Here is a 21,253-nt window from a genome sequence, read left to right as displayed (position 1 = left end):
ATTTCTACCCTTTGAATGTCAGTCGTCATTAGGACTGGTTGGCCAGTTGGTATTGATGCCATTGCCAGGCCGTTTGAATGATGGTTTCGAGATCACTATGTAAAGGTTTCCATCCAAGCAGATCGTGTGCTTTTGCTGTCAAAGCGACCAACTCTGCAGGATCTCCAGGACGGCGAGGACCAAAGCTGTGCGGCACAGATTTTCCTGTGATCTTTTCAACAGCAGTCATGATTTCAAGAACCGAAATACCCCGTCCCGTGCCTAGATTACAGGCAAATGAGGGCTCCCCTTCAAGCAAGGATCTGAGAGCCGCTACATGTGCTGTCGCGAGATCGTTGACGTGAATGTAATCCCGGACACAGGTTCCGTCAGTTGTTGGATAATCTGCCCCATGGATAACCAATGGCTCCCCCCCTGACAGCGCCTTCAGAACGTTTGGGATCAGGTGCGGTTCCGGATCGTGATCCTCACCGATTTCCCCGTCAGGGTCGGCACCTGCGGCATTGAAATAACGCAAGATTGCCGAAGAAAACTGATAGGCAACGGCATAATCCTGCAGCATCTTCTCGACAGTCAGTTTGGTCTGGCCATAAGGGTTAATCGGCGCCTGGATTTCTTCTTCAGTAATCGGTTGCCGTGCGGGGATGCCATAGGTCGCACAGCTGCTGGAAAAAACCATTTTCATGATTCTGGCCCGCCGCATTGCCTCAAGCAACGAAAGCGTTCCCGCCACGTTTATTCTGTAATACTCCGCCGGCATAAGCATCGACTCACCGATATAGGCTTTCGCTGCAAAATGCAGGACCGCCAAAGGCTGATACTCCTCAAACACCTCGTCGAGCTTTGCCCCATCTGCAATGTCCCCCTTGATAAAAGGGCCCCATCGAACAGCCTTTTTGTGCCCCGTGCTCAAGTCGTCATAGGTAATTGGCAAAAATCCGTTCTGGTGGAGCAGCTTGCACACATGACTGCCGACATATCCGGCACCACCGGTAACCAGTACAGGTAGAAGGTCAGGCATGGGCAAACTCTCTTATCTCTGGCAAGCTCTCTTCTTTCGACGGCTTCCGCGCCAGAACAGTACGGAAATAATCTCGGGTTCGGGCCAGACCGTCACGCACAGAAACCTCCGGCTCCCAATCCAGCACCACCCGGGCTTGTTCAATATCCGGTTTACGTTTTTTGGGGTCATCTTCAGGCAAGGCAAGGTGGGTCAGCGAAGAGTTACCCCCGACCAGTTCACGAACCAGATCAGCCAGTTCAAGCATTGTGTACTCTTCCGGATTACCCGCATTGATGGGCGCCCCATGCCTGTTCTCGTTATCCATACAGGCAATAATAAGACGAACCAGATCATCCACATAACAGAAAGATCGGGTTTGCTGTCCATCTCCGTAAATGGTCAAAGGCATATCTTTCAGTGCACTGACAATAAAATTGGATACGACCCTGCCATCGCCGACCTGCATCCGGGGGCCATAGGTGTTGAAAATACGGATCACCCTGGTATCAACACCATACATCCGGTGATAATCGTAAAACAGCGTCTCCGCACAACGCTTACCCTCGTCATAACAAGAGCGTGGTCCAATAGGGTTCACATTCCCCCAATAGCTCTCCACCTGAGGATGTTGTAATGGATCTCCATATACTTCGCTGGTCGAGGCCTGCAGGATCGGCACATTACAATTCCGCGCCAACTCGAGCATATTCAGAGCACCTTGGACACAGGTTTTCAGCGTATGCACCGGATCGCGTTGATAATCGACAGGTGATGCCGGACAAGCCAGATTATAGATTGCACTGACCTCCAGGGCGAGTGGCTCGGTAATATCGTGTCGGCGAAATTCAAATCTCGGATGTCGCATGAAATCCACAAGATTATCCAGACTTCCGGTCATCAGGTTATCGACACAAAGCACATACTCACCTCGGGCAATTAATGCTTCGCAGAGATGAGAGCCGATAAAGCCCGCTCCCCCCGTCACCAATACTGGCGTGGTTGTTCTCGTCACGTTATTCAAACTCCCTGCCTGCAGTGTCAGCTTTTTACATTCAACCACTGCGTTTTATTTTCGAATTAACAAACCAGAAATCTGCTTTCGAAATTATAATTTTTATCTATGACCGCAATTGAGAATAACTCTATATTTCATCAAAAAAACTGGCTTCCCTGGCAAGTATTCTTTGACGCATCAAAAGATCAATTTGCGACACTGAAACGATAATTCATTGAAAAATCGCATGTATTATCTATAGGAAAAATTCGAATACCGCTACCTAATTCAATTAGTTTTGATGTTTTTTTGAAAAATCAAATACAGCTTAATGTTATTTACCGAGGGAAAATAACATCTTAAGGAGTTACAATCTTTGGTTATAATATACAATTTTCAAAACAGAATTCAGGCATCGCAAGAAAAAGATAATCTGGTCACGCAAGATCAGTCCGCCCCCGAAGAGGCCCGAAGTGGCCCGAAGAAGAGAGACGAGATCCAATTGCGTATCTGTGATCCCCGTCGCAATCACAAAACCTTGCTACTTAAAAATCCATAGCGATATTAAAAATCACAATCAGATCAATCATAATTAAAGCTTTTATATTTAAAACGTCACTCTTATCGCCGCCCTTCCAAAAGTGATCGCCGCGAGGTCACCTCTTCTGCCAGAAAATCCATGCAGGCCCGGATACGCCCGACATTACGCAGATCAGGATGGGTCAACAGCCAGAGTTCCCCGGTCAGTTCTGGCAAAGGCCTGGCAATTCGGAGCAGGTTGTCGTCCTCATCAGCCATAAAACAAGGCAGGACAGCCAGACCAGCGCCAGCCCGAACTGCGTCGGCGACCGCCAAAAGGCTGTTGTGGCGGCTGCGTACAGAAGGCTGAAATCCTTGTTCACGCAACCACCTGGCAAGGGGCAGATAAAACAGCTTCTCACCAGGTCCGACCCAGATCTGTTGTTGCAAGATTGCCAGCGGGATCTCTTTCAGGTCGCTAAGAATGTGCCCTTGAAAATGTTGTTGCGCATAACTCTTGTGACAATAGATTGCCATGGCAATATCCGAAAGCCGACGCCCGATCATATTATCTCCGGCTTCCTTGCTCGGACGCAGGGCAATATCAGCATCACGGCGGTTCAGATTGACGATCTCGTTTGAACAGTCGATTTCCAGCTCAATCTCGGGAAAGCGCTGTTGCAACGCGACTAGCATAGGCGAAAGGAAATTGATCAGCAGAGTGTCTGTTGTCGTGATCCGCACCAGCCCTGCCGGCTCAATCTCTTGTCCCTGTATCTGGCGCTCCAGACCGATCAGATCTTGGTCAAAGCGGCCCGCCAGGGCAGCAAGCCTTTCTCCCGCGGCGGTCAGACTGTAGCCCTCCCTGCCCCGTTCAAACAATTTGACCACCAGTTTTTCTTCTATCTGGTTTATATGACGAAACACTGTTGCATGACTGATACCAAGATTTCGCGCTGCCGCGGAAAGAGATCCCTCTTCAGCAACTGCCAGCACCGTACGCAGGTCACGCCAATACTCACCCTGTTCATTCATGCAAAGAAAAACTCCAATAATGGATAATTGATACACACATATGAACAAATTAAATCAGTGAGAGGCAATCAACAAGTCTAATGACGGGGCACCCCGCCCGCTTTAAGGAAGACGACCATGACAGCTTCTCTCCCCAATCCCCCTGCGCATCCTGGCTCCACAACTGAACAAGCGAGCGCCAGAGCCGATACCCGTGTTCAGCGTGATAACGAGCTGGAACTGGTCAGCTTTAACCTCTGCCCCTATGTTCAAAGAGCAATTATCCTGCTGACCGAAAAAGGCATACCGCACAAACGTACCTATATAGACTTGTCAAACAAGCCGGACTGGTTCAGGAAAATATCGCCCCTTGGCAAGGTTCCCTTGCTCCGGACTGCCACAGGCGTTCTGTTTGAATCCTCGGTGATCTGTGAATATCTTGATGAAACTTCGGGTTCCTCCCTGCATCCTTCTGATCCTTTTCACAAGGCACGCCATCGCTCCTGGATCGAGTTTGCGTCTTCTATCCTTGCGGCAATTGCAGGTTTCTATAGCGCCCCAACCCCTCAAAAACTGGAAGAGCAAGCTCAGCTGTTAACGGAAAAATTTAGGTGGCTAGAGCAAAACCTGACGGAACACAGCTATTTTTCCGACAACCATTTTCGTCTGGTGGATGCCGCTTTCGCCCCAGTCTTCAGATACTTTGATGTCTTTGAAATGTTCTATGATTTTGATTTTTTCCAGAACACCCCTAAAGTCAGGAATTATCGAACGGCTTTGAGTTTGCGCTCCTCCGTCAAATCAGCTGTTAGGCCAGATTATCCTGATCTGCTGCTCGCATTCCTCAAACGTAAGAACTCCAGCCTTTCAATCCAGATCCCTGACCAGCTTCTTGTTGAAAAACCTGAGTAGTAATCCTCAAAGAGGAACCCCAAAGCCTCTGCTGCCCTCTTTCATCGCCGGGGGCTTTTCCACCAATGGAAAATCCCCCGCTCCGAAACAGCACCCGCGCAAAAAGCCTTTCAGATACCCGGTTTCTCCAATAAAAAAGCTGTTATCCGGTTTACTCGCTTCCCCGCTTCCTATAAGAACGAACTTGCGTGATCTTTGATCAATTCTGGGTCACGGAAACCACGGGTCCGGCCCTGTGCCGGTAGCAGATATTAGGGGATGAACGTGGCCATCGCTGCGGATGTAAAAGCTGATCAGAGTGCAACTCCGTCAAAGAACAGCCAGGCCCAAAACGGCATGGATGTTCTGCTTGATCTCGTGTCAGATGATCTCAAGGCCGTCAATGCCCTGATCATGAAACACATGCAATCAGACGTCGTTTTGATACCTCAATTAGCCGGGCACCTTATTGCGGCTGGTGGCAAACGCCTGCGCCCGCTTCTCACCCTCGCTTCGTCCAGACTTTGCGGTTACAAAGGTGATCGTCACCTCGGCCTCGCCGCCTGTATCGAATTTATTCACACCGCGACCCTGCTGCATGATGATGTGGTTGATGAAAGTGATCTGCGTCGTGGTCGCGATACGGCCAATGCTCTTTTTGGAAACAAGCCATCGGTTCTGGTTGGTGACTTCCTCTTCAGTCGCGCCTTTCAGTTGATGTCCCGCGACAGCTCGCTGGAAGTCATCCGCATTCTCTCTGATGCTTCTGCCGTGATCGCCGAAGGTGAAGTCCAGCAGTTGATGACCAGCAATGACCTGGAAACAGACCGCGATGCCTATCTGAAGGTCATAAGTGGCAAAACCGCCGTACTTTTTGCTGCCTCCTGCCAGCTCGGTGCAGTGGTTGCTGACCGCCCGCAGAACGAAGCCGATGCGCTGGAAGCCTATGGACAGTATCTCGGCATCGCCTTCCAGCTGGTTGACGATATTCTTGACTACTCTGCCAAACAGGCTGCATTGGGCAAGACTGTCGGCGATGATTTCCGCGAAGGAAAAATGACCCTGCCGATCATACTGGCTTACGAAAAAGCCACGGCCGGGAATAACGCCGAAGAACTCGCTTTCTGGAAACGCGTGATCGAGGAGCTTGACCAGAGCGACAGGGATCTGGACCACGCGATTGCCCTGATGCACAAACACAATGCGCTTGAAGACAGTATGTCTCTGGCCCGTGAATATGTGCAAAAGGCCATTGATGCTCTTGCCATTTTCCCTGACAGCCCGGAAAAAAATGCCCTGGTCAAAGCTGTCGAGTTTTCTATCTCGCGCGAATTTTAATCCGGCTTCTTGTCATCTGCTGATATTGGCAATAACACCCCAACCCCTGGAACAGAGGCTGGCCTCTTGTGTTTCCTCTCAGGCTACACTAGGCTTCCTGCACTTTCCGATAGAAAGAAAGCGTCACATACAACACGCAGCTGGATAACTCCTGACAGGGAGAGAAGGCTGGTCCCTGCCTTATACTCTATCCTCCTGAAGGCCAGCCATGAGTATTGAATTTCTCCTGACTTCACTTGTCATCATTCTGATCCCCGGGACCGGAGCGGTCTATACCATTGCCACTGGTCTTGTGGCCGGACGGGTTTCCAGCACCTTTGCCGCATTCGGCTGTACCCTGAGCATTGCCCCCCACGTCATTGCTGCAATTTTTGGTCTGGCTGCCATACTTCATACCAGCGCCATCCTGTTTCAGGGTATCAAGATTTTTGGCGTGATCTATTTGCTTTATCTTGCCTATCAGGCCTTGAAATCCAGGGGCCCCCTGAAAATAGACAACACCGACAATCTGCCAGTCAACAAGATCAGCATCGTCAAAAGCGGTATCCTGATCAATGTTCTTAACCCCAAGCTTTCGATCTTCTTTCTTGCTTTTTTACCCCAGTTTGTTGATCCGGCATCTCCGACCTGGGCGGCAGAGACCTTGCTGCTTGGGGGAAGTTTTATGGCCATGACTTTTGTTGTCTTCAGCATCTATGGGGTTTGCGCCTCTGCCTTGCGCAAGGCAGTGTTGGGCAGCGATATTTTCATGCGCTGGTTCCGCCGCACAACAGCCGCCGCTTTTGCCGGTTTTGGTCTTAAGCTCGCCTTCAGCGAACAATAAATCCCAAAGACAAGTCCGATTGACAAGGCCAATTGACAAGGCACGGGCTGTACACAAGCATTCTGGACCAAGTCTGTTGAGGGTTAACGAACGTTAACCCTCTGTCAATCCTGTTCGATTAAGCTCTTCTCACTGGGACTAACAGGTATGGCTTCATGAAAATAATCCGGACATCTCAAGCTGTAAGCCGTTTGAGCATCAGTCTTGCCATTGTCGTTCCCCTGATCTTCATCGCTATTGTTATTTTGAAAAATCAGCGATTTCCCGCTGGTTTCGAAATCATCAAATTTGGCGGGATCATGCTGGCGATCGGTCTTGTAGTCTGGCTTTCTGTCCGCATAGCAGCTGTTCTTGCCGACCTGTTCAGCCAATGGCTCGACAAACTGCTCGACAAAAACTGGAAATATCCTTCGCGCCAGGCCGGGTCAGCCCAGAAATCCCCAGAAAACCAGTACCGGACCAAAATCATTGATGCGGAAATTCTTGAGGAAGAGCATCTTCATTCCGCCGGGTCAGAAAACACAGGGCTGTCAGACAAGGCACATCCGGATAGCCATCACTCAACAGCTGTCGGTATTGAACCAGACTGGGCCAAAGCCCCACCAGCTGGAAATGTTCTTTCTGAGACTCAGCAAAAGCGCAAGCGCCTGATCGGACCGCCATCCCGGTTGAGCAAAACCATTATGGTGACAACTACTGCCCTGATTTTCTTTGCCCTGATCAATAATCTGATGGAAAATCATTGGCATTCCCTGCTTGCTCCACTCCCCCTGCTGTGGGGAGCCATATCTCTGTGGCGGATCTGGGATCCGAAAAATGCGCCCGCTGCAGAAGACAGTACTTCCACACGAAATGGCAACAAAAGCTAGTTTAACTGAATACCACAGCCCTGGATTACAAAATCTAATGCTGGAAGATAAATTTTATCCGCTTGCCAGAAATATTAGACGAGGTAGAGTCCGGGCACGATAATTACCAAAATTCCTGACATGGTGAGCAGATGTTTCTTGTTGAAATTGCAGCCCTCTCTGCAGCCGCCGTATGGGCAATCGGGGGAATGGTATCAACCACACCGGCAGAACGCCTTGGTACAATCGGTTTTAACCGTATCCGCATGCAGCTGGTTTTTGTCATGCTGGCGGCCTATGTCACGATATTTGGCGGCTGGGACAGTATACGTCCAGACCAGCTGGCCGAGGTACTGGTATCCGGATTGATCGGCATCCTGTTGGGGGATACCGCGCTCTTTGCAACCCTTAATCGTCTTGGCCCCCGCAGAACAGCAATCCTCTTTTCCACCAACGCCCCCATGAGCACTCTTCTGGGCTGGATATTTCTTGATGAAGTGCTCTCGCCCTCTGCTCTTGCTGGAACCTTGCTGGTTATTGCCGGTGTTGTTCTGGCGATCGTTTACGGCAAACGGCGTGCCCAGCTCCACAAGTGGGAGGAAATAAAAGGCCCCTTGATCATCGGTGTCGCAATGGGTCTGCTCGCGGCATTGGGCCAGTCTATTGGTTCCCTTGTCGCAAAGCCCGTTATGGCGGCAGGTGCTGACCCTGTAGCCGTTGCCGCGCTACGCGTTGGTATCACCGCACTCGGCCTGACCATCCTTGCCTCGACCCGTATTCAGGCCTTCAAGATGAAGAACCCTCTGGATCGCGAAACCCTTGGCCTTGTGATCATCTCTGGTTTTCTTGGCATGTGTGTCGGAATGACCCTGATCCTCTACGCTCTGGCCCAGGGTGATGTCGGGGTGGTTGCAACACTCTCGGCGACGACGCCAGTGCTGATGTTACCAATGATGTGGTTCCGGACCAAAGAACGTCCGGCGGCAGGGGCCTGGATCGGCGCTGTCCTGGTAGTCGGTGGCACCGGCCTCATTTTCATTGGTTAGTTACGGTCCACAAAACTCTGCCATTCAACATTAAAAACAGTATCTTAAGATAAATATCGACAATTCACCCGCCAGTACTGAACAGGTACTTTGGCAATAGTTACAATATTTTTCGATGAAAAAGATATTTTAATCTTTATGACTTATCTTCGTAATCCTGGCTTCACATAAAAACCGGGAAGAAGAATGCAACTTATAAAAAAAGCGGGCTTTCGCATCGGGCATCGCCTGATCGCCCTGATCATCGTTTCTTCGTTGGGTCTCCTGATTGTTGGCGGTTTCTCCATCAACAATCTCAGGAATGATCTGCTTAACCAGAAACAGCTGGAACTCAAACATATCATTGAATCTGCGGTTGGTATTGCCGACAGCTATCATGCCCGGGCTCAAAATGGCGAACTGTCTGAAGCAGATGCCCAAAAAAATGCGCTACAGGCAATTAATGGTATCCGCTATGGCGATGGCGATTATCTCTGGGTGAATGATATTAACTCTGTAATGATTATGCATGCTGTCAAGCCTGCTCTCGATGGCAAGGATCTGAGTACGCTGGCCGATCCAAACGGCAAGCTGATCTTCCCCGCCTTCATCGAAGTAGTTAAGGCCTCGGGGGGTGGTTATGTTGATTATCTCTGGCCCAAACCAGGACAGGAAGAGCCCGTTGAAAAGCTCTCCTACGTGCAGAGCACCAAAAACTGGGGCTGGATTATTGGTACTGGTGTTTATATGGACGATTTCGATGCAGCTTTGCTTGAGCGCATCCAGTTTCTGATCGCCATTATTGCCGTTGCCTTGATTACAACCATTGTCATTTCCATTGCCGTCACCCGCAGTATCACAAGCCCTCTTGGGCGGATGACCAACGCGATGATGGATCTGGCCACCGGGAAAACCGATACAGAAATCCCGCAGCCAAGTTTCAACGATGAAATCAAGGATATGGCCGAGGCCATGGAAGTTTTCCATCGCAATGCCGCAGAACGGCAGCGCATGCAGAGTGAACAGGAAGAACAGCAGCGACGGGCACAAGACGAGAAGCAGAAAATGCTGAGCGACCTTGCCCTCAACTTTGAGCAGTCTGTGGGTGCCCTGACCCAAAAAGTTGCCGATAGTGCGGTTCAATCCAGCGCCGGAGCCCAGGAAATGGCGGCGGTAGCCGTTGCGACCAGTGAAGAAGCCCGTGCCATCGTCGAGATTTCCCACACCGCCTCGCGAAGTGTTAATGCGGTTACCAATGCTTCCCAGCTTCTGACCTCTTCTATCGAGGAAATTGATCAGCGGGTCCGGGAATCATCATCCGTTGCCAGCGATGCTGTGATCCAGATTGAAAAGACCAACAAGGAAGTCGAGGGTCTTTCAGAAGCAGCCCGCAAAATCGGTGATGTGGTCGGCCTGATTTCCGACATCGCCGAACAGACCAACCTTTTGGCACTCAACGCCACGATTGAGGCCGCCCGCGCCGGAGAAGCGGGCAAGGGCTTTGCCGTTGTGGCTTCGGAGGTGAAATCCCTGGCGACCCAGACGGCCAAGGCAACCGAAGAGATCTCGGAACAGATCACCTCGATGCAAAGTGCCACCGGGACAGCCGTTGGGGCGATCAAGGGGATCCAGGATATCATCACCCGGATCGACGAAATTGCCGGTACCATTTCTGAATCCGTCTCGCGTCAGAATCAGGCGACGCATGATATTGCCCAAAATGTGCAGGAAGCCTCTTACAGCACAGGACAGGTTACAGACACCGTCGATCGTGTCCGCAGCACTGCAGAGAATACCAGCTCTGCTGCACAGGCTGTCGAAGGAATGATCCTGGAGATGACCGACCATGCCGACAAGCTCGGCAAGGAAGTTGAAGCCTTCCTCAGTAAAGTCAGGATTGCCTGATTTTATCTTTCCCGTGTTTTTGAAACGAGCAGGCCCCGGAATTTTCCGGGGCCTGCTCGTTTCTGATCGTTGGTTTTATCTGTCAGTAAAGCGGTACATGGTCGGGATAGCGGATCTGGCGCTTTTCAATCGTTGGCTCTGCAAAGCTGTGCGACCAGACCGCACCCGGCCAGTGGATATCCACAATACCCCGTAAAGGCCAGTAGACCGAGGTATAGAGCGTGCCAAACCCGCGGGAGAAATTCGTCGAATAAAGGGGGGGCTTGAGAAAGGCACTGATAAATTTATCAGCCGGTTCATCATGCATGGTCAGTCGCTGCAACAAAAACCGTTCACGTTCGACCGTCGCGGTTACACGTGCGTGCAGGTGCCATTCCACATGCTCCTGATGGTTTGTCGCGACCCGGGTATCCTTGACCAGTACGTCCCGATCCGGCGAGAGATATACCGTGACATAAGCCCCGGAACGATCCACACAGGTCACGTTATAGGCCATGTGACAGGGAATACGACGCAGAACGGCAATGGCCTCTTTTGTCGTGTCACAAAATTCCAGGATATAGCGCAGGATCAGCGGCACACCAAAACCGTTCCCAACGACCCGCCGCCCGCCAAAGGTCAGAGAAATTGCCAGTCCAGCATCATTAATACCGTCGACAACACCCCACATGCCGTCAGAAATCGCCATCACCCGCCGACCATTCCAGGCGCTGTCGAGCAAAACCCCGTCACAGAGTTCTGGTGCATAATCATAGTTACGCACCAGCATGGGTTCATCCCCCAGCCAAACCGCCTGGGAACAGCCGGAAAGATAAAGCGGGGGACGATAGAAGCTGAGGAAACGGGCGGCAAGATCTCCACCGCCCGCCAGTTCACAAAGATGCTCGTAAGTCGGCACCAGTTCAGGCATATAGCGTTTCATCGCCCGAAGGCCGGCAAGATAGGTTTGCCTTGCTGAAATGCCCTCGCTTAGAAACCATTTTTCATAGGCCGGCCACAAACGATCAAACAGATCCTTCCAGGCCGGACCAGCTTTGGTCTCATAGAGCTTTTCAAAAACAAGATCCATCTTGCCTACACTTCTGCCAGAATTCGCCCGACCTTACATGATCTTGAAAGCGGGATCAGAAACCGGCAAGGCTTCTGCCGTGGGCAAAGGTACAGCCTTGAACTTTGACTTTATCCCGTCGATCCACTGCTTTGATCTCGCATTGAGCTGGAAAGCCTTGTTCATGGCCCTGCCCCTGGTCACAAGAATTCCCAGATCCGCCCCTTCATAACGATAATCACCCGGCATCAATATACGCAGGAAGAAGGCTTCATTCTCACTGTTTACAGCACGGCGGTGGTAATCAAAGCGGTCATATTCCACCGTTCCATCAGGGAGTAAACGCCAGATACCGCTTTCCGGTGCCTCGGTCAGAATATCCACATTGTCATCTGTGTGCTTGATCACCATCTGGCACCAGTCGTCAATGTTCTCGCTGTCCGCCCAACGCGCGTTCAGTTCATCGACGTCCAGCTTGAATGGTACGTTCGAAAATTCCAGTAGATGGAAAAGGAACAACGGCGCATCCGCATGAGCAAAAGCAGCATGGTTGGTCATGGAACTGGCTCCGGTAACCCTTGGATTACATTCGCCCAGATAAACTTCGCCATCGTCCGTGTCGATCAGGAAGTCGAGTTCGAAATAGCCGCGGTAGCCTTCCTTGACCAGCTGATTCCCGAAATTCTCGGTGTAACGACGGGCTTTTTCAAGAATTTTCTCGTCAAAAGAGCCTGGGAAAATCTCGTTACCACACCAACCGCCGCGATAAGGCGTCAGCTGTTTGAAGCCGACCAGCTCGGTCATCAGCGGCCCCACAACAGTTCCAGCTTTGGTCGCACAGGCTTCAATCGCAGATCCCCGGTTGTTGATCCGTTTCATGATCTTGATTTCGCCCTGCCCGACGATTTTCTGCTCGTAGCGTTTGAAGTCTTTTTCGCTCTTGATAAAGAACGTCGTATGGCCGGAATCACCAAAAGCCGACTGCAAGACCAGATCGGTTCCAATGGGCTTGGCCACCTCCTGCAGGTGCTTCCAGCTTTTTACCACGCTCAGAACGTTGGGCACAGAAGGAACACCCGCAGCATTGCCAATGCGCACGGTTTCGATCTTGTGATCAATCTTCTCGCGCAGGGCCGCTTTGGGGAACCAGACATCAATGCCCAGTTCCTTACAGATCTTCTCTATCCGTTTGTCAAACATCAGGAAAACGACTTTGGGCTTTTTCTTGGAAGACTTGATCAGGTCAATGACTTCCTTGTGCTCCAGCAGATAGACGTTGATATCCTCAATGGACTCAAACTCGGGATGTTCCGCCTCGCTTGGCACGAACACGTTCGGATGGCGTCCGTCAAAACAATCTATATAGCTGATGTATTTGAAATTTCGGCACCACTCATCAATCCCCAGAAGATTGAAATTGGTTGCTGAGACAAAGAAAATCGGCTGTTCGTTCCGATGAAAAAAGCGCCGGATTTCCGACATGTTATTCAGCGTTTTAGCTGTTTTTTTCGCTGTAGAGCTTTTCCCTGAAACCACTGCTTTTTTCACAACTTTTTTTACGGCTTTATTATTCATAAATAGCCTCCCTGTTTATAGCGTTGTATTTCGGTATTGGCTTAACGTTTCATCTGGCGTTGGATTGCCTCTTCGGTAAAGACCCGCAGCCCCAGTTCGGGCCGGTATCCGTGGATTTCCTTCACATCAAGATTGCGCAGGAACTCGATGATTTCCATACTTGCCACCTGCCCCGGCACCAGGATCGGAAAGCCCGGTGGATAGGGGATGATAAAGGAAGCAGAAACCACATCCCGCCCCGCCTCCATGGCATCATCAAGCGAGCGGTCATTGAGACCCATGTATTCACAGTTATTTGCATCATAGGAGAGGAAAAAGGCCGTACGGGAATCCCCTTCATCTCCCGGCTGATCACCGCTGGGCCGGAAAGCATCGTGAAAACGCGAGAAATCAGGCAGCGGAGGCAGGTCTTCAACAACCGATTTGACCTTCAGGTCATGGATACGGCGTTCTGCCGGGCTCATGTCCTCGATTTCCTGCTCCAGATCGTTGGCGATCTTGACCAGAACCTCGATCAGATAGGCAACAGAACTTCGCGTGGTCCCGATGTTGGTCATAAACAGCACCGAATTACGCGATGTCTTGTTGACCTGGATACCATATTTGTCCATCAGGACCTTGTTCTTGAAGGTATCCCCGTCCATCCCGGTCTGGCCGACATAGAGTGTGATACGCGTTGCATCAAGACAGAACTCGTCAATTTCCCAGGCATTCCAGATATCATTCCAGCCCTGCTCCAGATCGTAATAACTCTGGATACCGGACTCGCGGAACTCTGACGGCACCATATCGCCAACGGTCAGTATCCGGAAAAATTTGCGAAGCTGCGGATGGGTCATCACTGTCTGGCGCAAAACCATCGCCATCTCGACCTGCTTTTGCACCAGTTCAAAGCCTTCCAGCTCGACCTGTCTGCGCCCCACATCCAGCGACGCAAGGATCTGGTAGTTCGGCGAGGTCGATGTATGGGTCATATAGGCTTCGTGAAAAGACTCCTCGACCTTGGATTTGAAATCCTGATCATGCACATGAATCATGGACCCCTGACGAAGAGAGGTCAGCGTTTTATGTGTAGACTGGGTCGCATAGGCGCGGATCCGCACCTGATCAGGATCAGGGTAAAGCCGGCGGCTGAGCCAGGCCTCATGATCGTCCGGATCAAGGTCCGCTGTTTCATCCTGATAGCGTGTGTACTCTTCGCGATAGCTTTCCGATTTGTATCTCTCGCGCAGGTGCGCCGCCGAGAACATCGCGGTACGCTGGCGATAGGTCGGGCCGAAACGGGCAAAACCAAACCAGGCCTCATCCCAGAGGAAAACCAGATCGGGCTTGATCGCCAGGCATTCTTCCATCACCCGCTGGACGTTGTAGATAACCCCGTCAAAAGTACAGTTGGTCAAAAGCAGCATCTTGACCCGGTCAAGTTTACCTTCACTGCGCAGTTTCAGAAGGCTTTCCTTGATCACCTTGAGCGGCACCGCCCCGTACATGGAATATTCGCTGAGCGGATAGGAATCCAGATAGACTACATTGGCTCCGGCCAACACCATGCCATAGTGATGGGATTTGTGGCAGTCGCGATCAACCAGCACAATATCATCGGGGCGGACCAGCGCCTGAACTACAATCTTGTTACAGGTCGAGGTGCCGTTGGTGGCAAAGAAAGTCTGCTTGGATCCAAAAGCCCTGGAAGCAAGATCCTGGGCTTCTTTGATCGGCCCGCTTGGCTCGAGCAGGGAATCAAGGCCGCCCGAGGTAGAAGAGGTTTCGGCCAGGAAGATGTTTATGCCATAGAACTCTCCCATATCCTGAATCCAGTGGGATTTGATAATGGATTTTCCACGGGAAATCGGCAGGGCATGAAACACACCCGTTGGCTTGGAAGAATAGGTCTTCAGTGCTGTAAAGAACGGTGTCTTATAGCGATCTTCCACACCCCGTACGATATTCAGATGCAGCTCAAAGAAATCTTCGCTGTTATAGAACACCCGACGACAGGTTTTCCCGACCCGGCCCGCCACGTCTTCGACCGACTGATCGGTTACCAGAAACAGATCAACCTCTGGCCTGATTCGAGAAATTGCATCGGCAAGAATGATTCCATATTCGCTGGAATCAACATCTTCAATGCCGTCAAGTTTGGTGTCCCTGAGGTACTTGCTCAGGACTGGCAAACCATTTTCAGAATGAAGATCAAAATTAAAACGGATCACCACCGACTGAATGCTGTGGTTAAATGAAACCGCGATCAGGGCATCATCCAGGCTCGGGACAAAAATCGGCGCATAGGTGCAGCGGTCTTCATCCCGGCGCATTCCGGTCAGGGCTGCACGTTGTGATTCAGCCTGAGCAGGCGTCAGATCATCAACGATCAGCACTTCAAAATACGGGCGTCTTCGGGCGCGATCAAAACTGGTATAGGGCGTTGATTCAATACCGGAATCCCGCTCGGCTTCGGTCTCGGCTGCCCCATCAAGAACGATATGCTTTCTACGGTATTCCCCGCTGAGCAGGGCAGAAGCTATCCGGGAAACCTTGTTGGCCAGAAGATCAAATTCTTCAAGCTGTTCGTCGCGAACCAATTGTTGGAAAACCTGGGATCCCGGGAAGGCCCAGTAGATTTCTACAGGAGCCAGATAGGCGAGCAGCTCCCGGACTTTTTCAATATTTTTTTCCCTGTTCGTACCGCCATTGGCAATCTGGCGGGTCGTGCTTTTTAATTTGTTCCAGGTATCAATGCGAAATTGTGAAGCGTTGTAATAATGACTGAGTGATTGCTGGTTATAAATCTTTTTAGCTTTCGCCATTTGTCCCTCTTCCCTGCTAACTTATTTTTTTAACATGATTATGGGTACCGATTTTTATTAACCTTAGCCTCTTGTCGGGCTGTTCCTTCCGTTTCTTCTAGGACAATCCATTACTGTCGGTTCACCTGTAGTCCAGATGAACCGACAGCATTGATAAACTTAACTGTGAATATTGCGGTGAGGCATCTGAAGAGGCCCCAGGCTATCGTGATAATCGTGACTAAAACGGGATCTGTCATAGACAGAAAAATCGACATTGCGATCACGGAAACTTTTGAGAACCTGTCCCAGACCATTTTGCCCCAGCGCGCGCTGACGACGAACCAGATCCAGATCGATCTCTATCGGTATAATCTCCTCGCTGCCCCGGGCCTCGTAGAGCATGTTTCCACCCGGACCGACAACACAGGACCGCCCGATACCACCCGCCCCAATTCCATTTATATCAAAAACATAACACTGGAACTGTGCCGCAGTAGCCCTGGCGATGGCCAACTCGACATCCCGGTCTGTTGTTCCTGTCAGTACCGGGTGCAACAAGACTTCCGCCCCCATGGCAGCAAGGGTCCGGGTCGTTTCAGGGAACCAGATATCATAACAGATCGAAAAACCGAAACGCCCGACCTGTGGAACATCAAACACCAGGAACTCTGTCCCGCCAGTGACCCCGGTTTCATAGGGCATAAAGGGGAACATCTTGTCATAGCGACCAACGATTTCGCCATTGGGATTGATCACAACCGAGCTGTTGAAAACACCGGTTTCGCGGCGTTCAAACATCGAGCCGGGTATCAGCCAGATTTTATGCTGAGCAGCCAGTTCCTGAAAAATCTCTATCTGCGAAGAAATTGTTTCGGGGTGATTTCCCTGTAACGGCCCGAAGGGGGAAAGCTCACTAAAAAGGATCATGTCAAGCCAGGGAAAACGAGCAAGAGCAACCTCAACCCGCAACTTCATGGCAGAGATATTTTCCTGACTTGCGGATACATACATCTGTACCCCGGCGATCGAAAACGGTGTCATCTATCTCTTTTCAATTTATCCCGATCGTTCATAAAAAAAGATCAGAAATAATAATTTGGATTGTACTGCCCGCCCCCGATCAGACAAACTCCCGATCGGGGACATAGCAGAACACATTAACCGGCAGACTGTCTAGCCCACAGCACACTGAACCAGTGCGGCTTCCAGAAGATCAAGTCCCTCATCAACCACAGCATCAGAGGCCGTCAAAGGCACCAGAATGCGGATCGTGTTTCCATATATACCACAGGAAAGCAGGATAAGACCATTTTCCAGGGCCTTGGCACAAAGCTTCTTGGCCATATCGGGGTCAGGCGTGTTCCCGGATTTGTCCTTCATCAGCTCAAAAGCAATCATGCCTCCGAGATTACGAACAGCACCAATAGCCGGAACATCATTGCGATTGCTCAGTGCATGCAGCCGGTCCGTCGCTTTTTTACCCAGCGCAATCGCCTTGCCATTCAGACCTTCTTTTTCGATTACATCCAGAACAGCCAGGGCCGCAGCACAACCGATCGGGCTGCCCCCATAAGTCCCGCCCAGTCCACCAGGAGCCGGAGCATCCATAATGTGGGCCTTACCGACTACGCCGGAAAGCGGGAAGCCCCCGGCCAGACTTTTGGCCATGGTAATCATATCCGGTTCAACCCCGGAATGTTCGATAGCAAAGGTCTTGCCAGTCCGGGCAAAACCGGTCTGGATTTCATCGGCAATCAAAAGAATGCCATGTTCATCACAGATTTCACGCAGCTTGCCAAGGAAGGCAGGCGAAGCGATATAGAAGCCGCCCTCACCCTGCACAGGTTCGATGATTAATGCCGCAATGCGATTAGGATCGACATCGGCTTTAAAGACAGTCTTGAGTGCATCAAGTGAATCTTCTTCGCTGACCCCGTGATTGGGCATCGGGTATGGCACGTGGAAAATATCACCCGGGAAAGGACCAAAACCAACTTTATAAGGGACGACCTTCCCTGTCAGGCCCATCGTCAGGTTGGTCCGACCATGAAACCCGCCAGAAAAAGCAATTACACCCGGACGCCCGGTGTGAGCCCGGGCAATCTTGATCGCATTCTCCACGGCCTCGGCACCCGTGGTCAGAAACAGAGTTTTCTTGGGGGTTGGCCCCGGAGCCAGACGGTTGAGGCGTTCAGCAAGCTCGACATAGGTTTCGTAGGGTACGACCTGATAAGCCGTATGGGTGAAACGCGCCAACTGCTGTTGAACCGCAGCCATGACATCCGGATGACGGTGTCCAGTATTCAGCACAGCAATCCCACCGGCGAAGTCAACATAGCGACGGCCTTCAACATCCCACAGCTCGGCATTTTCAGCCCGGTCAGCAAAGACGTTTGTTGCTGTCGCCACACCGCGCGGAATCGCATTGTCCCGTCGTGTTGTAAGTGAAGAATTGTTCATCATCATTTCCTTACCTGATTGAGAAAGGCTGCAAAACCTCCCTGATACACCTCTCGGAAGCATCGGGGTTTCTCAGCCAGTCGGCCATTCTCAGCCGTTTAATGCCATTGCGATATCAATAATCGGAACAGCATCTTGCCCGGAAGGCGAAAGCTGTTCAGAATTTTGAACAGAAGCATTCTCATTGTTGTCCTGCCCAAAAGCAAGAGGGCTGATCAGGGCAGCGCGTTTTTTGATCTCTTCCTGGCTGAGGACTTCAGTCTTCTTACTCAGAATCCAGACATGTCCGAACGGATCGATCAATTTTCCCGTCCGTTCACCCCAATAGGCATCTTCCAGCGGCAATAACACATAGGAATAGGCTTTTACTGCCCGCGCCCAGACAGCATCCAGCTCGGGGAGATAAAGCTGCAAGGCGGTTGACGCTCCCCCCAGGGAAGCCGGGGACAAAATCCCATAGGCAGGCATTTCATCATTGAGCAGAATAACAGAATTTCCGATTTTAAGCTCTGATCTTAAAATGGTCAGACCGTCATCGGAGACCAGCCTTGAAAGCTCTTTGGCTCCAAAGACCTCACAGTAGAACTCAATGGCTGCCGCTGCATCCTGCACCACAAGAACCGGTGTAGATGTATGGTATCCCTTGGGGACCGGGTTAATCTTTCGAGCCATTTTTACCTCTATTCTCTTTCGCTGCATCTCTGTGAATGCTACTACTTAAAATTCATCATGGATCATGCTGTAGTAAAAAAAGGAACCTGTCAACAACATGGATCAAGATGTAGCGTTAGGCGTGACCCTGGCCATTACACAATCCGACCTGCCTTTTCTGCGAACGGCAGCAAGGCTCGGTGATTTCCCTGTGGTCTATCGGGTTCACCGACAGCAAAAAGGCGGCGGCTTTGGCGACCAGAGCAAACATCCCTTTTCATGGGGGGTTCTGGTTTATGTCGACGGGCAACTTGCCAGGATCAATTCCGCAAGAGGCTTCGGGCGCGAGTGGAACGATCTGGCTCGGGTAGAGCGCTGGCTCCGCGCCCAGGGTTTTCGTTACTGGTGGACAAGAAACGACCTCGAACCGATCGGCGACCTAACAGGGGTGGACGAAGAAGACGAGGATTTTATGCCGGTTCCCCAGAGCTTTTATACCCCCTGACACCTGAACCACGTTTGATGACAGGTTCAGCCGCGGTACCCTCGCTGGGATGAGATTGCCTGCAGCAAATCCGCTCCCCCAAGCAGTCCAAGCAAATGCGGCACCATCAATACAAAGACAATCACACCAAGAAACTGAATAGCAGTCGGAGAGATCCAGCGAATTGTTCCCGGAACACGCGGACGGGTCGCCCACCATCCGGCTGCTCCCACCACTGCGGCAGCCCCTGCCATAACAGACAGGGTTTCATATAAATCCGGTCCTGGCATTGCGTCCCGCTGATACAGATGTTCACAAGAGTCACGGAAAAGCGACTCACTCCTGACTGATCAGATATTATCTGCCCTGCATACAATCAAGCAGAATGATCCCTGCGGTAAATAAATCACTCTCCCGGCTAACAAAAAAAACGGCCCTGTAACAGGACCGTTTTTTTGTCATAGACTATCTATTCAATCAGGCAGAATACTGTTGAAGCTTGGTCACCAGATATTCCACTTCGTTCGGGCTGAGTTCCTGGTCCGGCAATTCAAAAACAGTCAGAAGCCGTTCAAGCAAGCGGCTGGCAAAAACCTCGCGGTCATTCTGTTCACCACTGTAATCCATTTCCCGATGCACCCGGATCGCCGCCTTCACAAAGGGGAAATAGGCCATCAGCATACCGGCCTTGGTATAGAGAGACTTCAGGCCGAGCGCGCCTTCATCATGAATCAGGGCCTGCGCGTTCTTCAGGGGAATACCCGCCATTTCCGACATGGCGCATTCAAAGAACATCATATCGCCGGTACAAAGCGCCCTCAGGACCAGTGACGGGGTTAGCTTCCCACTCTTGTTCAGCTGTTTGACCAGCTTGACCAGTTCCGCATGGCTTGATCCGTTCTTGAGCAGGGAAACGGTGGCCCGTTCGCGAACCTGCAGGATCAGATTGGAAGCCTGGTCAAAATCGAGATCTTTCCTGCTAACCACATATTCCTGCAGGCGGTCAGACAGGGAACTCATCAGGCGTTGGGCGATTGAGGGCGGAAGGGAAGGACGGCGGGATAATGATCCCGAAACCATTTCACTTTCCTTGTACTCGGTCATCACCCTGCCATAGGATTTTTCAGTTATTGCCGCACCTTCGTTAGAGACAAGTTTTGCGACTGCACTTTCATTTCCCGTATCGATAACAGCGTCTGAAACAGCTTCAGAGACAATACTGCGGAGAGCGATTGCTTCCTGCTTGGCAGCTCCCTCAGAGTTGAGAATGGCAATAAGATCCTCATCGGAAAAAACTTCTGAATATTTCAGAACCGGCAGGGAGACAGATTCAACATCCCGGGCCATAGCCAAGGCCACATCCCGCGGCAGATCCTCGGAAGCCTTGAGCGTGTTGGCCAGAGCCTCTCTGACAACCACTTCGGCATCCTTGACCAGAGCCCGAAAGATATCCTCGGCAATCGCCTTTTCTTCTGCCGTAAATTCCTTGGAATCAAAATGAGAGGCGATTTTCGCCGTCGTCTGTGCCCGCACAACGGGAGACGGATCTGCCAGAAGTTTGGCGACATCTTGCTGTGTAAGACTCATGGCTCTCCAGCTTCTTTCAACCTACGCGTCGGTACATACCGGAATGGTATCCCGACTCTTTCAGCCCTATTATCAGGGCGTCCCGTTAATTCATGTTTAATAACAAGATAAAATTTACCCTGTATTTATAAAAAAACATTCAATCCCAAAGCGTAACAATTATATTTATCAAATAGATAACATCAGGTTAAGGGCTACATCTGCAATGGACATGTCACAACTATATCACAAAAGAAAAAAATATCTTAGCCGGGAAACAACTTAAAGGTTGTAAAAATAAGTTATATTTCTTTGCCCGG

The 21,253-nt window shown here is 50.9% G+C and carries 18 protein-coding genes; 7 read left to right on the top strand and 11 right to left on the bottom strand.

Features of this window, described 5'->3' with window-relative positions; all coding sequences use genetic code 11:
* Nucleotides 1-28: 28 nt before the first annotated feature.
* From galE to O4H49_RS01920, 3 genes are all read right to left on the bottom strand, one after another.
* Nucleotides 29-1,021, bottom strand: coding sequence for a UDP-glucose 4-epimerase GalE (gene galE / locus O4H49_RS01930; protein ID WP_269421719.1), 993 nt, complete (start codon nucleotides 1,019-1,021; stop codon nucleotides 29-31).
* Nucleotides 1,014-2,015, bottom strand: coding sequence for a UDP-glucuronic acid decarboxylase family protein (locus O4H49_RS01925; RefSeq protein ID WP_269421718.1), 1,002 nt, complete (start codon nucleotides 2,013-2,015; stop codon nucleotides 1,014-1,016). The genes galE and O4H49_RS01925 overlap by 8 nt, the downstream gene beginning before the upstream one ends.
* 603 nt (nucleotides 2,016-2,618) lie before the next feature.
* A complete protein-coding gene (locus O4H49_RS01920) occupies nucleotides 2,619-3,551 on the bottom strand; it encodes a LysR family transcriptional regulator (RefSeq protein WP_269421717.1) in 933 nt (310 codons plus the stop codon).
* Nucleotides 3,552-3,668: 117 nt separating this feature from the next.
* Here O4H49_RS01920 and O4H49_RS01915 point away from each other — a divergent pair, with 117 nt between their 5' ends.
* From O4H49_RS01915 to O4H49_RS01890, 6 genes are all read left to right on the top strand, one after another.
* Nucleotides 3,669-4,442, top strand: a complete 774-nt coding sequence (locus tag O4H49_RS01915; RefSeq protein WP_269421716.1) for a glutathione S-transferase family protein — start codon at nucleotides 3,669-3,671, stop codon at nucleotides 4,440-4,442.
* A gap of 258 nt (nucleotides 4,443-4,700) precedes the next feature.
* Nucleotides 4,701-5,759 (top strand): polyprenyl synthetase family protein, encoded by a 1,059-nt coding sequence (locus O4H49_RS01910; RefSeq protein WP_269421715.1) that lies wholly within the window; start codon nucleotides 4,701-4,703, stop codon nucleotides 5,757-5,759.
* A 208-nt stretch (nucleotides 5,760-5,967) separates the two neighbouring features.
* Complete coding sequence (locus O4H49_RS01905) at nucleotides 5,968-6,582, top strand: LysE family translocator (RefSeq protein WP_269421714.1); 615 nt, start codon at nucleotides 5,968-5,970, stop codon at nucleotides 6,580-6,582.
* 155 nt (nucleotides 6,583-6,737) lie between these two features.
* Nucleotides 6,738-7,451 (top strand): hypothetical protein, encoded by a 714-nt coding sequence (locus tag O4H49_RS01900; protein WP_269421713.1) that lies wholly within the window; start codon nucleotides 6,738-6,740, stop codon nucleotides 7,449-7,451.
* Between the two features lie 131 nt (nucleotides 7,452-7,582).
* A complete protein-coding gene (locus O4H49_RS01895; RefSeq protein ID WP_269421712.1) occupies nucleotides 7,583-8,476 on the top strand; it encodes a DMT family transporter in 894 nt (297 codons plus the stop codon).
* A gap of 186 nt (nucleotides 8,477-8,662) precedes the next feature.
* Complete coding sequence (locus tag O4H49_RS01890; RefSeq protein WP_269421711.1) at nucleotides 8,663-10,360, top strand: methyl-accepting chemotaxis protein; 1,698 nt, start codon at nucleotides 8,663-8,665, stop codon at nucleotides 10,358-10,360.
* A gap of 82 nt (nucleotides 10,361-10,442) precedes the next feature.
* Here O4H49_RS01890 and O4H49_RS01885 read toward each other — a convergent pair whose 3' ends face one another.
* The 6 genes from O4H49_RS01885 to O4H49_RS01860 all read right to left on the bottom strand — a co-directional run bounded on the left by O4H49_RS01885 (nucleotide 10,443) and on the right by O4H49_RS01860 (nucleotide 18,904).
* On the bottom strand, nucleotides 10,443-11,429 hold the full coding sequence (locus O4H49_RS01885; RefSeq protein WP_269421710.1) for a C45 family autoproteolytic acyltransferase/hydolase: 987 nt from the start codon (nucleotides 11,427-11,429) through the stop codon (nucleotides 10,443-10,445).
* Between the two features lie 33 nt (nucleotides 11,430-11,462).
* Entirely contained in the window at nucleotides 11,463-12,983 is a 1,521-nt protein-coding gene (locus O4H49_RS01880; protein ID WP_269421709.1) for a biotin carboxylase, read from the bottom strand.
* A 41-nt stretch (nucleotides 12,984-13,024) separates the two neighbouring features.
* Nucleotides 13,025-15,790, bottom strand: a complete 2,766-nt coding sequence (locus O4H49_RS01875) for an aminotransferase class I/II-fold pyridoxal phosphate-dependent enzyme (protein ID WP_269421708.1) — start codon at nucleotides 15,788-15,790, stop codon at nucleotides 13,025-13,027.
* A 159-nt stretch (nucleotides 15,791-15,949) separates the two neighbouring features.
* Nucleotides 15,950-16,813, bottom strand: coding sequence for a carbon-nitrogen hydrolase family protein (locus O4H49_RS01870; RefSeq protein WP_269421707.1), 864 nt, complete (start codon nucleotides 16,811-16,813; stop codon nucleotides 15,950-15,952).
* Between the two features lie 132 nt (nucleotides 16,814-16,945).
* Complete coding sequence (gene gabT, locus O4H49_RS01865) at nucleotides 16,946-18,232, bottom strand: 4-aminobutyrate--2-oxoglutarate transaminase (RefSeq protein WP_419715205.1); 1,287 nt, start codon at nucleotides 18,230-18,232, stop codon at nucleotides 16,946-16,948.
* A gap of 90 nt (nucleotides 18,233-18,322) precedes the next feature.
* Nucleotides 18,323-18,904 carry a VOC family protein gene (locus O4H49_RS01860; protein ID WP_269421706.1) on the bottom strand — a complete coding sequence of 194 codons (582 nt, stop codon included), beginning with the start codon at nucleotides 18,902-18,904 and terminating at the stop codon, nucleotides 18,323-18,325.
* Between the two features lie 97 nt (nucleotides 18,905-19,001).
* Here O4H49_RS01860 and O4H49_RS01855 point away from each other — a divergent pair, with 97 nt between their 5' ends.
* On the top strand, nucleotides 19,002-19,388 hold the full coding sequence (locus tag O4H49_RS01855; RefSeq protein ID WP_269421705.1) for a hypothetical protein: 387 nt from the start codon (nucleotides 19,002-19,004) through the stop codon (nucleotides 19,386-19,388).
* A gap of 26 nt (nucleotides 19,389-19,414) precedes the next feature.
* Here O4H49_RS01855 and O4H49_RS01850 read toward each other — a convergent pair whose 3' ends face one another.
* Together O4H49_RS01850 and O4H49_RS01845 are read right to left on the bottom strand one after the other, a co-directional pair.
* Nucleotides 19,415-19,657: a hypothetical protein gene (locus tag O4H49_RS01850; RefSeq protein WP_269421704.1), complete on the bottom strand. Its 243-nt coding sequence runs from the start codon at nucleotides 19,655-19,657 to the stop codon at nucleotides 19,415-19,417.
* A gap of 187 nt (nucleotides 19,658-19,844) precedes the next feature.
* Nucleotides 19,845-20,954, bottom strand: a complete 1,110-nt coding sequence (locus tag O4H49_RS01845) for a DUF2336 domain-containing protein (protein ID WP_269421703.1) — start codon at nucleotides 20,952-20,954, stop codon at nucleotides 19,845-19,847.
* Between the last annotated feature and the right edge of the window lie 299 nt (nucleotides 20,955-21,253).

It is taken from the genome of Kiloniella laminariae (assembly GCF_027214005.1).
Taxonomy (GTDB): domain Bacteria; phylum Pseudomonadota; class Alphaproteobacteria; order Kiloniellales; family Kiloniellaceae; genus Kiloniella; species Kiloniella laminariae_A.
Note: the sequence above shows the minus strand (reverse complement) of the source record. Positions and strands in the feature narration are given on the sequence as shown.